Source organism: Agromyces subbeticus DSM 16689 (genome assembly GCF_000421565.1).
Classification (GTDB): Bacteria; Actinomycetota; Actinomycetes; order Actinomycetales; family Microbacteriaceae; genus Agromyces; species Agromyces subbeticus.
This window is the reverse complement of record NZ_ATXG01000001.1, coordinates 97655-109582: the sequence shown is the minus strand read 5'-3', so window position 1 is coordinate 109582 and position 11928 is coordinate 97655. Positions and strand designations below refer to the sequence as shown.

Below are 11928 nucleotides of genomic sequence, written 5' to 3'. Positions count from 1 at the left end.
GCGCCGCGCAGCGCCGCGCAGCGCAGCGCGACGCTCAGTCGACGGCGAAGCGCTCGTCGAGCCAGCGAGCGAGATCGGCGAGCACCTCATCGCGATTCGTCTCGTTGAAGACCTCGTGGCGCGCGCCCTCGTAGACGATGAGCTCGACGTCGACGAGTCGCGACCGCCGGGCGTAGGCGTTGGCGAGTTTCACCGCGCTCGCCTCGCCGCCGAGCGTGTCGTCGGAACCGACCATGATGAGCAGCGGCAGTTCGGCGGGCAGCCCGCGGGCCGGCCGCCCGAGCAGTCGCGCGGCATCGATCGTGCCGAACAGCTTTCGCAGCGGCACCTCGGTCGTGTACGGGTCGGCCATGAACGCCGCTGCGACCGCGGGGTCGCGGCTCAGCCACTCGACCGGTGTCGGTCCGAGGTGGCGGTGGCGGGCGTTGAGGTCGCCGCCGTTCATGTCGAACAGCGTGCGATAGGCCGTGCCGGTGAGCACGACGCCGTCGTAGTCGCCGGCACTGCGGTTCACGATGATCTGCGCCAGGAGCGAGCCCCATGAGTGGCCGAGCAGCACGAGCGGAAGCTCGTCGCCCTCGGCCTCGCGGATGACGCGGGTGAACGCTGCGACCGCATCGACCGCCGCCCTGAGCCCGCCGGGGCCGAGGCGACCCATTCGCGTGAGGTCGCCGCCGTGCTGCTCGAAGCCCGTCTGCCCGTGACCGCGATGGTCGTCTGCCCACACCGAGTACCCGGCGGCGTTCAACGCCTCGATGAGCCCGGCGTAGCGGCCGATGTGCTCACCGACGCCGTGCGCCAGCTGGATGACGGCCGCTGCATCGGGCACCCGCCACGACTCGTAGTGGATGTGGACCCCGTGCGCATCGGTGAACGTGGGCATGCCGTCATTGTGGCAGGCGTCGGGCCGCCGCGGGCGTCGAGCAGCGAGACATCCGTCGCCCGTGTCGCCGAGCTCTCGAGCAAATCACCGATTCGTTTCCGGAAGTACTTGACCGGAGTGACGAAGAAGTGATCTTATATGAGCGTTTGGCTCTTCTTCACGTCAACTGCAATCAATGGTGAAAGCGAGCACTGATGACCCCCGAACGCACGAGCCGCGCACGACGGGGCCAACGCGCCCCGGCGATCGTCGCGGCAGCAGCCATCGCCGTGCTGGCGACGACGGGCATCTCGCCCGCGTTCGCCGCACCTGAGCCTCCGGCGGCGGCAGCTGCCACCGCTGCCACCGCCTCAACCACGCCGATCACGCCGAAGCCCGTGACCCCCGAGGTCGGCGTCGACGCCGCAGGCACTCCCCTGGGCGCGATCAGCGCAGTGCAGCACGACGGTGCGAGCGTCACGCTCACGGCCGCCGCCGGCGCGATGCGGGTCTCGTTCCTCGACGACCGCACGTTCCGGCTCGAGGCCGACCCGAGCGGCAGCTTCACCGACCCGGCCAACACCCCCCAGAACGACCCGGCCCGCACGGCGAACATCGTCGTCGGCGCCGACAGCTTCGATGCCCCGGCCGTCACGGTGACCGAGGGCGACACGATCACCATCGCGACCGAGGCCGTCTCGCTCGTCATCGACCGCGCGACGGGCGCATCGACCGCGACACGGGCCGACGGCTCGGTCATCTGGTCGGAATCGGCGCCCATCACGTTCGGCGCGTCGAGCGCGACGCAGCACCTCGCCCCGATCGCCGGCGAGCAGTTCATCGGCGGCGGCATGCAGAACGGCCGCTCGGTGCACACCGGCGCCACCGTCAACATCGCCAAGAACTTCGACTGGGACGACGACGGCTACCCCAACGCGGTGCCCTACTACATGTCGTCCAACGGCTACGGCGTGCTCCGCAACACCTTCGCCCGCGGCAGCTACGACTTCGCGGCGCACACGACGACGCACGAGGAGAAGCGGTTCGACGCGTACTACTTCGTCGGCGACTACAAGGAGTCGCTCGAGTCGTACACCCAGCTCACGGGTCGCCCGATGATGCCGCCGGTCTACGGACTCGAGTACGGCGACGCCGACTGCTACAACCGCGGGAACGCGACGTACACGGCATTCAAGGACCCCACCAAGCTGCAGACGCCGCAGGCGCTGAACTTCGCCAAGGACTTCGTCACGAACGACATGCCCGGCGGCTGGATGCTCGTCAACGACGGCTACGGCTGCGAGTACACCGAGCTGCCCGCGACCGTCGACGCGATCGAGGCCGAGACCGGCCTCAAGGTCGGCCTCTGGACCCAGCGCTCGCTCACCAACCAGGAGTTCGAGGTCGGCGAGGCCGGCGTGCGCCTGCGCAAGCTCGACGTCGCCTGGGTCGGCCAGGGCTACCGCCAGGCACTCACCGGCTGCGAGGCTGCGCACAGCGGCATCGAGCAGTACTCCGACGCCCGCGGCACCTCGCTCATGGTGGAGGGCTGGGCCGGATCGCAGCGCTGCGGCATGCAGTGGACCGGCGACCACTCGGGCAACCTCGACGCCGTGCGCTGGCAGGTCTCGGCACTCACCGGTGCCGGCAACTCGGGCATGCCCTTCACGACCGGTGACGTCGACGGCATCTTCGGCGGTTCGCCTGAGAGCTACGTGCGCGACCTGCAGTGGAAGGCCTTCGCCCCCGCGCTCTACTCCATGAGCGGCTGGGCGCAGACCGACAAGCGGCCCTGGCTCTACGGTGAAGAGGCGACCGACATCAACCGGTCGTACCTGCAGCTGCGCCAGCGCCTCATGCCCTACATCTACACGCTCGCAGAGGAGTCGCACCGCACCGGTGTCGCGATGATGCGATCGATCGCGCTCGAGTACCCGAGCGACCCCGGCGCCTACAGCGTCGAGGCGAACAACGAGTTCCTGCTCGGCGAGGACTACCTCGTGGCGCCGGTCTTCACCGACTCCGATGTGCGCAACGGCATCTACCTTCCGGCGGGCGACCGATGGGTCGACTTCTGGACGGGCAAGGTCCACGAGGGCGGCAAGGTCATCAACGGCCACCCCGCTCCGCTCGACAAGCTGCCGATCTTCGTGCGCGCCGGCGCGGTGGTGCCGCAGGGCATCACCGCCCGCAACGCCTCACTCGTTCCCGAGGACTCGGCGATCACCCTGACGGCCTACCCGCAGGGCGACTCCTCGTTCACGCTCTACGAGGATGACAAGGTCACCCGCTCGCACACCACCGGCGAGGCGAGCCACCAGGTGTTCGAGGTCACGGCGCCGCAAGCGGCCGAAGCGGGCACGGTCACCATCGACCTCGGCGAGCGCGAAGGCGACTACGACGGCAAGGCCGCCGATCGCGCCTACAACCTCGAGGTGCACACCGGTTCCGAGCCCGACGCGGTGAACCTCGACGGCGAGGCGCTCGAGCAGGTCGACGACGTCGCCGCGCTCGAGGGTCGCACGGGCTGGGCCTACGACGGTGATCGCACCGGCGGCGTCGTGGTCGTGTCGACGGGCACGCTGGCATCGGATGCCACGGCTCACGTCGAGCTCACCGGCACGAGCGCCGTCGGCGGTCGCGATCAGGATGCCGCTGCGGCATCCGTCGATGTCACCCTCGAAGACCGCGTGTTCCAGGGCGAGCAGACGACAGCGACCGCGACCTTCACGAACACCGGCTCGGCTGCGAAGACCGGCGTTGCGCTCACCCCCGTGCTGCCTGAGGGATGGACCCTCGCGTCGGCCACCGGCGACAGCGCCGACCGGGTGGAACCGGGTGCGTCGATCACCGCCGAGTTCGTCATCGCGGTGACCGAGCAATCGGGTGCCGACCTGCAGACCCTCACGGTGAAGGCCGCCTACACGTCGGCCTCGAACCAGCAGGTCGAGGTGGCCGGAGCCAACCAGCTCTACGTCGCCTACGGTTCGCTGCAGGGCGCCTTCAACGCGGTGTCGATCACCGATCTCACGACGGCGACCGCCGGCAACTTCGACGGCGGCGGCAACTCCTTCTCGAAGGCTGCCCTCGAGACCGCCGGTGTCACCCCCGGTGGCACGGTCACCGTCGGAACAGGTGACTCGGCGATCGCCTACAACTGGCCAGAGCCCGTCGGCACGCCGAACTCGGTGACACCGGCCGGGCAGACCATCGCCGTCTCGGGTCAGGGCACGCACCTCGCGGTGCTCGCCTCGGCGGCGACGGGCGCCGGCGTCAAGCCCGAGCTCACGCTCAACTACACCGACGGCACGTCGAGCACGCAGAGCGTGTACTTCCCGAACTGGCTGCTGCAGGCCTCCGGCCTGCAGGGCTCGTCGGTGGCGATCACGTCGCTCGGGCGCAACAGCGCCTCGAACCCCGACGTCTACGAGTACCCCACCGGCAAGTACCAGGTGTACTCGAACCTCGTACGCCTCAACCCGTCGAAGGAGCTCGCCTCGATCGTGCTGCCGAACCAGGCCAGCATGAAGATCTTCGACTGGCAGGTCGTCGACCAGCCGCAGCCGCCGGTGCCGACCGGCTCGGCGTGGGTCTCCGACCTGCAGTGGCTGAGCGCCACCAACGGCTGGGGCGTCATCGGCAAGGATGTCGCGAACAAGGACTCGGCGTCATCGCCCGACCTGCCCCTGAAGATCAACTACACCGACCCCGCGACGGGCACCTCGCCCGTCTACGAGAAGGGGCTCGGCGTCCACGCCCAGTCGAAGATCACCTACTTCGTCGGCGGCGCCTGCACGGCGTTCACCGCCGAGGTGGGGCTCGAGTCGGGCTTCGGCGGCAACGTCATCTTCAAGGTGAACGTCGACGACGTGAACCGCTACCAGTCGCGCACCTTCACGCCGGGCTTCGCGCCCGAGTCGGTGAACGTCGACCTGACGGGCGTGCAGTACCTCGACCTGATCGTCGAGGCGCCCGGCAGCATCAACGGCGCCCACGGCATCTGGGGCGACGCCCGATTCGAGTGCGGATCGGCCGTTCCCGAAGTCGACGTCGACGTCGTCGCCGAGACCCGGTGCATCGCCTCGAAGGCGTACGTCACGGTGAAGGCGACGAACCGCGAAGACGAGGCGATCGCGGTGAAGACCACGAGCGCCTACGGCGAGAAGTCGTTCGCCACGGTCGCTGCCGGCAAGAACGCGGTCGCGACGTTCAACTCCCGGGCGGTGAGCGTCGCGGCGGGTGAGGTCACCGTCGAGGCGACCCGCATCTCCGACGGCACGGTCACCCCCCGTGTCGTGCCGTACGACGCCCGCACCTGCGGATGATCACCGAAACCCCGGCCAACCCCACCGAGTAAGGAACTGATATGAGCAGCATCACCACTTCCACCGCGTTGCGGGCCACCGCCGTGACGCTCGGCGCACTCATGCTGACCGCGGCCGGCGCCGCCGCGGCGAACGCAGCCGACCCCGTCGGCGACGACAGCTCGGTCGACGTGAGCGTCGAGGTCACCGAGTTGACCGAGCCCGGCGTGCTCGCGATGACCGTCGGCGGCACCTCGGTGTCGCTGGCCGAGTCGGGCTCGACCGAGCTCGTGCGCCAGTTCACGGGCACGCTCCCCACCGTCACGGTGACCGACACCCGTACTGCCGACGAGATCCCCGAGGGTGCCGCCTGGTACGTGCTCGGCTCCAGCACCGACTTCGTCGGCGACGCCGGTCAGCCTGCGATCGGCGCCGGCCACCTCGGCTGGGCCCCGGCACTGATCGACGGCGGCGAGTCGGGCCTGGTCGCCGCCGGCGACGAGGTCGACACGGTGGTCGATCAGGACGCCGACCCGGCGAACAACGTCGGCCTCGTCGACCAGGAGCTGCTCGCCTCGGCGTGGAACTCGGGCGAGATCGCCACCGAGGGAGCATGGACCGCGAACGCCGGGCTGTTCCTCCGCACCGAGAGCACGGTCGCGGCGGGCAACTACACCTCGACGCTGACGCTGTCACTGTTCGAGTAGCCCGCACCAGAGACCGGATGCCCCGGGCCCGCACATGCGGCCCGGGGCATCCGCTGTTCTGCCGGTTCGTCGACTGTGGCCCGCAGCGATTTTGCTTAGCAAGGCTAATGAGCTAAGCTAACTACCCTATGGCCACCATCGCAGAACAGAGCAGCGTCCTGCGATTGGCGACCTTCAGGCTCGCGCGTCGCCTCCGGGCGCAGAAGGCCGACCAGGCCCTCTCCGACGCCCAGCTCGCCGTGCTCGGCGAGCTCTACCGGCACAGCAGCCTGACCCTGACCCAGCTCGCCGACCGCGAGAAGGTCTCGGCCCCGTCGATGAACCGCACGGTCAACTGCCTCGAAGAGGCGGGCTACCTCGTGCGCACCGTCGACGAGGTCGACCGACGCAAGACCAATCTCACCCTGAACGACGCCGGCCGCGACGTCGTCAAGGCCACCATCTCGCAGCGAGATGCCTGGCTCACCAACCGCCTGCGCGAGCTGTCGAAAGACGACCGCGCCACCCTCGCCCGTGCCGCAGAACTGATGGGAGGACTCGCCACCCAGTGAGTGCCATGTTCCGTTCCCTCGTCCACCGCAACTATCGAATCTGGTTCATCGGCGCCCTCGTCTCGAACATCGGCGCCTGGATGCAGGCCACCGCCCAGAACTGGGTGGTCCTCACCGAACTCACCGACAACGACGCCTTCGCCGTCGGCATCACCATGGCATTGCAATTCGCGCCCCAGCTGCTGCTCGTGCCGATCACCGGCCTCATCGCCGATCGCTTCGACCGCCGCAAGATCCTCATGGTCACGCAGACGGCGCTCATGCTGCTCGGCCTCGGGCTCGGCCTGCTGCTGATCCTCGGCCACGCCGAACTCTGGCACCTCTATCTCTTCGCGCTCGCGCTCGGCCTCGTGAACGCCGTCGACAACCCCGCGCGGCAGACCTTCGTCTCCGATCTCGTGTCGAGCTCGAACATGTCCAACGCGGTCGCCCTGAACTCGGCGTCGTTCAACACCGCCCGCATGATCGGTCCGGCCGTCGCGGGCTTCCTCATCGTGCTCGTCGGCTCGGGCTGGGTCTTCGTGATCAACGCCGTGACGTTCCTCGCCGTGCTCGGCGCGCTCGCGATGCTTCGCGGCAGGCAATTGAAGCGGATGCCTCGCGCCCCGCGCGCCCGAGGGCAGTTCGTCGCGGGCTTCCGCTACGTGGCGGGGCGCCCCGATCTCGTGGTCGTCTTCGTCATGGTGTTCCTCATCGGCGCGTTCGGCATGAACTTCCCGATCTTCTCGTCGACGATGGCCGTCGAGTTCGGGCGCGGCGCCGGCGAATACGGGCTGCTGTCGTCGATCCTCGCGATCGGGTCGCTCACCGGAGCCCTCCTCGCTGCACGCCGCGAGCGGGCACGCATCCGGGTGATCATCCTCGCGTGCGCGTTCCTCGGCTTCGCGACGCTCGCCGCCGCGCTCATGCCCACCTACTGGACGTTCGCCGCCTCGACCATCCTCATCGGCCTCGGCGCGGTGACGATCCTCACGACCGCGAACGGGTACGTGCAGACAACGACCGAGCCCGCACTGCGCGGACGGGTGATGGCGCTCTACATGGCGGTGCTCGCGGGCGGCACGCCGATCGGGGCGCCCATCGTGGGCGCCGTCGCCGACGGCATGGGTCCGCGCTGGGCGCTCGGGCTCGCCGCCGTCGCGGCGGCCGTCGCCGCGCTCATCGGCCTCGGCTGGCTCGTGGTGTCGAGGGGAATGCGGCTCGCGCGGCATCCCGAGTTCGCATGGCGGCCGGTCGTACGCTTCTCGGATGCTCCGACGGCCGCGATCGCCGTGGTCGCGACGCAGGCCGTGCCGGTCGTTCGTGACGGCACCGACGAGCGCGCGGCCGAACGCCGTGGCCCTCTCCTGCCGACCGTGCCGAACGACCGTCTCGTGCCCGCCGACTTCTCGGAGCAAGTGGCACTGACGTCGCCGATACGGCTGCCGAAGCTCGCACCGCGCGAGTTCGTGCCGGCGCGGTCTGATTTCTCCTGAATCTGTGACCTTCGCGCATTCTCCGACATCTCTCAGGTAAGGAGGTGCGTGTGGACCAGAGTGATGGCACCGACACTGAGCTGCTGCAAGGCTTGGTGAGGGGCGACCAACGACCATTGTCGATCCTGTTCGATCGGCACGCGGCGGCTGTGACGAGATATGCCTGGGCCCTGGCACCAAGCCGTCAGGACGTCGAGGAGATCGTTCAGGACACATTCATGACGCTCTGGCGCAGGGCGGATGCAGTCAACGTCCCCGAGGTGTCCGTGCTGCCATGGCTGCTCGTGACGTGCCGCAACGTCGCCGCGAACCTTGCTCGCAGGCACCTTCGGAACCGCGCCGACGAACTGCCCGAAGAGTCCGCAAGCGACCATACGGCGCATGCGCGACGCGATGCGGAACAGGCGCGGGAGCAGTTGCGGTGGGTCCTCGACGAGATCGCGGCACTCGACCCGATCGACCGCCGCGTCTGCGAGCTCTGCCTGGTCGATGGAGTGCCGTACGCCGATGCCGCTCGACAGCTCGGATTGAGCGTTGGAGCGGTCAAACAACGAGTTCTGCGGAGTCGGATGAAGCTGAGGAAGGCGGTGACGGCCGATGAGAACTGAACCCCCGACCGGTGATGACCTGGGACGCCTGCTGGCGTCGATGAAGCAGAACGTGCTCCAACAGACCGCCGCTGAGCGCCCCGCACGGACCGGGCGCTCGTCGCTGGTCGACCGCCTGCTCGCCGTGCTCCTCGGCGCGGGCGTCCTGCTCGGCATCGGAGCCGGCGCGGCATTCGCGCTCGGGCTCGTGCCCGGCCCTGGCGGCACGCAGTCCGCGCCGGCGACCACGACCGCGACACCGACCGCGACTCCGTCGGTCACGCCGACGCCGACCCCGCCGGCGAGCGAGTACCTCGTCGAACCCGCGCCCGTGCCGATTGCGACGTCGATCACGATCTCCGCAACAGCGGTCACCGTGCTCACCGAGAACGGTGCAGAGCTCGCCGTATTCGACTACTTCCAGCCGGCCGACGAGATCGTCGCCACCTTCACTTCACTGTTCGGTCCGCCGGTCGTGACCGAACTCGTCTCACGGGGCGACGGCTTCACCGGCACCCGCTACGACTGGGACGGGATCAGCGTCAACGACGACACCTCGCCCGGTACCGTTCCGCACGATCCGGATTTCCATGTGTCCGTACTCCGTGCCGCTGTCGCGGGCCTGTCCATTCGCACGGCACCAGGGGTCGGCTCGAGCGGCGGGATCTCGATCGGAGATCCGGCAGCCGAACTCACCATCGGCGTCGAAGACGGCTCCGAGTCGACCGAGTATCAAACCGGACGAGTCACGCACTGGACGCGCATCGGAATCACCGACCCGCTCCCACCAGTGGATGACCTTCCGGGAGGCCCGTACAACTTCGGGGTCGGCGTCACGAGTTACACCGACACCGGACTTATCGAACGCTTCGGAGCACCGAGCCCGAACTGGGGGCCGTGAGGCCCCAGCCGCTCGCCGGGCGCCGCTCGCCTCAGATCACCCCGAGGGCGAGCATCGCGTCGGCCACTCGCGTGAACCCGGCGATGTTCGCTCCGGCGACGTAGTCGCCCGGCACGCCGTATTCATCGGCCGTCGCGGCGGTGCGCTCGTGGATGCCGGCCATGATCTCGGCGAGGCGCTCCTCGGTGTGCTCGAAGCCCCACGAGTCGCGTGACGCGTTCTGCTGCATCTCGAGGGCCGAGGTGGCGACTCCGCCGGCGTTCGCGGCCTTGCCGGGCGCGAACAGCACGCCGGCGTCGCGGAACACCCGGATCGCGCCCGGCGTCGTGGGCATGTTGGCGCCCTCGGCGACCGCGACGACCCCGGCCGCGACGAGGCGCACGGCCTGCGCCTCGGAGAGCTCGTTCTGGGTCGCGCACGGCAGGGCGACGTCGATGCGCTCGGCACTCTCGATGTCCCACACGGATGCCCCGGGCAGGAACTTCGCCCGACCGCCGCGCTCGTCGGCGTAGACCGAGATGCGCTCGCGTCGGCGCTCCTTGACGTCGCGCAGCAGCTCGAGGTCGATGCCGTCGGGGTCGTGGATGGCGCCCGACGAGTCGGAGGCACCGACGACCCGCCCGCCGAGGGCGTGCACCTTCTCGATGGCGTAGACGGCCACGTTGCCCGAGCCCGAGACGAGCACGCGCGCCCCGTCGAACGAGCGCCCGCGCGTCGCGAGCATGTGCTCGGTGAAGTAGACCGCGCCGTAGCCGGTCGCCTCGGTGCGCACGAGCGAGCCGCCCCAGGTGATGCCCTTGCCGGTGAGCACGCCCGACTCGTAGCGATTGGTGATGCGCTTGTACTGGCCGAAGAGGTATCCGATCTCGCGCGCACCGACGCCGATGTCGCCCGCAGGGACATCCGTGTACTCGCCGATGTGCCGGTACGCCTCGGTCATGAACGACTGGCAGAACCGCATGATCTCGCCGTCGGAGCGACCCTTCGGGTCGAAGTCGCTGCCGCCCTTGCCGCCGCCGATGGGCATGCCGGTGAGCGCGTTCTTGAAGACCTGCTCGAAGCCGAGGAACTTCACGGTGCCGAGCAGCACGGTCGGGTGGAAGCGCAGGCCGCCCTTGTACGGACCGAGGGCCGAGTTGAACTGCACGCGGAAGCCGCGGTTGATGCGCACCCGGCCCGCGTCGTCGACCCACGGCACACGGAAGATGACCTGCCGCTCGGGCTCGCACACGCGCTCGAGAATGGAGGCCTGCACGTACTGCGGGTGCTTGTCGATCACTCGCCCGAGCGAGTCGAAGACCTCGCGCACGGCCTGGTGGAACTCGACCTCACCCGGATTGCGGCGCAGGGTCTCGGCATAGACGTCTTCGATGGTGGTGCGGTTCGCCAACGCGCGGCCCTTCAGTCGAACGGATGCCACGTGGTGCATGTCGCGCGCGGCCTCTCCACAGTACCCAGTGTCGACGAAGCCACCCGACGCGTTTGCGAGGGCTCAGGAGCGGCTGGAGGTCGACTCGCGCACGACGAGTTCGGGCTGAAAGACGACGCGCTCGCGGGCGGTTTCGCCGTCGGCCTCCTTCAGCATCAGGTCGACCGCCGTGTAGCCGATGAGCGCGGCGGGCTGCCTGATCGAGCTCATCGGCACGACCGCTGCGGCGGCGAAGTCGATGTCGTCGTAGCCGATGAGCGCGATCTCGCCGGGCACGTCGATGCTGCCCTGCATCATGAGCGCCTGCAGCACCCCCATGGCGAGCAGGTCGTTGGCGGCGAAGATCGCATCGGGGCGATCGGATGCCGCGCGCTCGCGAATGGCCTCACCGGCGGCCCGGCCCGCGAGCACCGTGAGCGACTCGGTCTCGATGACCTCGAGGCTGACGCCCTCGGCATCGGCGGCGGCGACGGCGCGCCTCGCGCCGTCGAGCCGGTCGACGACCTGGCGGATGCCCATCGGCCCGCCGATGAACGCGATTCGACGTCGCCCGGTGTCGATCAGGTGGCTCACGGCGAGGCTGCCCCCGACGACGTCATCCACGGCGACCGACGAGAAGCTCTGGTCGGCCACCTCGCGGTCGACGAGCACGACGGTCGTGCCGCGATCCCTGATGCGCTGCAGGCGTGGCAGGTCATCGGCCAGCGGCGAGATGAGCACTCCCGCGACGCGCTGCTCCTCGAAGAGGTCGAGGTAGGCGCCCTCGCGATCGGTGTTCTCGTCGCTGTTGCCGAGCAGCACGGTCATGCCCGCTTCCGCCGCGCGATCTTCGGCGCCCCGGGCGACGTCGGTGAAGAAGGGGTTGCGCACATCGAGCACGACGAGCCCGATCGAGCGGCTGTGCCCGGCTCGAAGCTGCCGGGCGGCGTCGTTGCGCACGAAGCCGAGCTCGGCGATGGCGGCGGTCACCCGGGCGACGGTTGCCGGTGCGACCTTGTCGGGGCGATTCAGCACGTTCGAGACCGTTCCCACCGACACCGATGCCGCGGCCGCGACATCCCGCACGCTGACTGTCATGCGCTCCTCTTCCTCGATCGGGGCCACGTCAAGTA

9 protein-coding genes are annotated in these 11928 nt (G+C 69.2%); 6 read left to right on the top strand and 3 right to left on the bottom strand.

The annotated features are described in order from the left end of the window. Positions 1 to 34: 34 nt before the first annotated feature. Complete coding sequence (locus H521_RS0100415) at positions 35 to 883, bottom strand: alpha/beta hydrolase (RefSeq protein ID WP_022891058.1); 849 nt, start codon at positions 881 to 883, stop codon at positions 35 to 37. 194 nt (positions 884 to 1077) lie between these two features. Between H521_RS0100415 and H521_RS20570 the strand changes: the two genes are divergently transcribed. From H521_RS20570 to H521_RS25650, 6 genes are all read left to right on the top strand, one after another. Continuing rightward, positions 1078 to 5187 (top strand): NPCBM/NEW2 domain-containing protein, encoded by a 4110-nt coding sequence (locus H521_RS20570; protein ID WP_022891057.1) that lies wholly within the window; start codon positions 1078 to 1080, stop codon positions 5185 to 5187. 41 nt (positions 5188 to 5228) lie between these two features. After that, entirely contained in the window at positions 5229 to 5873 is a 645-nt protein-coding gene (locus tag H521_RS0100405) for a hypothetical protein (RefSeq protein ID WP_022891056.1), read from the top strand. A gap of 128 nt (positions 5874 to 6001) precedes the next feature. Continuing rightward, positions 6002 to 6424, top strand: a complete 423-nt coding sequence (locus tag H521_RS0100400) for a MarR family winged helix-turn-helix transcriptional regulator (RefSeq protein WP_022891055.1) — start codon at positions 6002 to 6004, stop codon at positions 6422 to 6424. A gap of 5 nt (positions 6425 to 6429) precedes the next feature. Next, positions 6430 to 7899, top strand: coding sequence for an MFS transporter (locus tag H521_RS0100395; RefSeq protein ID WP_022891054.1), 1470 nt, complete (start codon positions 6430 to 6432; stop codon positions 7897 to 7899). 50 nt (positions 7900 to 7949) lie between these two features. Then, positions 7950 to 8507, top strand: a complete 558-nt coding sequence (locus tag H521_RS0100390) for an RNA polymerase sigma factor (RefSeq protein WP_022891053.1) — start codon at positions 7950 to 7952, stop codon at positions 8505 to 8507. Continuing rightward, positions 8497 to 9387 carry a hypothetical protein gene (locus H521_RS25650; protein ID WP_156891225.1) on the top strand — a complete coding sequence of 297 codons (891 nt, stop codon included), beginning with the start codon at positions 8497 to 8499 and terminating at the stop codon, positions 9385 to 9387. Before H521_RS0100390 ends, H521_RS25650 begins: the two co-directional genes overlap by 11 nt. 31 nt (positions 9388 to 9418) lie before the next feature. Here H521_RS25650 and gdhA read toward each other — a convergent pair whose 3' ends face one another. Together gdhA and H521_RS0100375 are read right to left on the bottom strand one after the other, a co-directional pair. Next, positions 9419 to 10777 carry an NADP-specific glutamate dehydrogenase gene (gdhA, locus tag H521_RS0100380; protein ID WP_026481726.1) on the bottom strand — a complete coding sequence of 453 codons (1359 nt, stop codon included), beginning with the start codon at positions 10775 to 10777 and terminating at the stop codon, positions 9419 to 9421. 102 nt (positions 10778 to 10879) lie between these two features. Continuing rightward, positions 10880 to 11893 carry a LacI family DNA-binding transcriptional regulator gene (locus tag H521_RS0100375; RefSeq protein WP_026481725.1) on the bottom strand — a complete coding sequence of 338 codons (1014 nt, stop codon included), beginning with the start codon at positions 11891 to 11893 and terminating at the stop codon, positions 10880 to 10882. Positions 11894 to 11928 lie beyond the last annotated feature (35 nt).

Coding starts and splice junctions, on each gene's coding strand:
- H521_RS25650 (WP_156891225.1), top strand. CDS start 8,497: ATGAGAACTGAACCCCCGACCGGTGATGACCTGGGACGCCTGCTGGCG.
- H521_RS20570 (WP_022891057.1), top strand. CDS start 1,078: ATGACCCCCGAACGCACGAGCCGCGCACGACGGGGCCAACGCGCCCCG.
- H521_RS0100400 (WP_022891055.1), top strand. CDS start 6,002: ATGGCCACCATCGCAGAACAGAGCAGCGTCCTGCGATTGGCGACCTTC.
- H521_RS0100405 (WP_022891056.1), top strand. CDS start 5,229: ATGAGCAGCATCACCACTTCCACCGCGTTGCGGGCCACCGCCGTGACG.
- H521_RS0100375 (WP_026481725.1), bottom strand. CDS start 11,893: ATGACAGTCAGCGTGCGGGATGTCGCGGCCGCGGCATCGGTGTCGGTG.
- H521_RS0100415 (WP_022891058.1), bottom strand. CDS start 883: ATGCCCACGTTCACCGATGCGCACGGGGTCCACATCCACTACGAGTCG.
- H521_RS0100395 (WP_022891054.1), top strand. CDS start 6,430: ATGTTCCGTTCCCTCGTCCACCGCAACTATCGAATCTGGTTCATCGGC.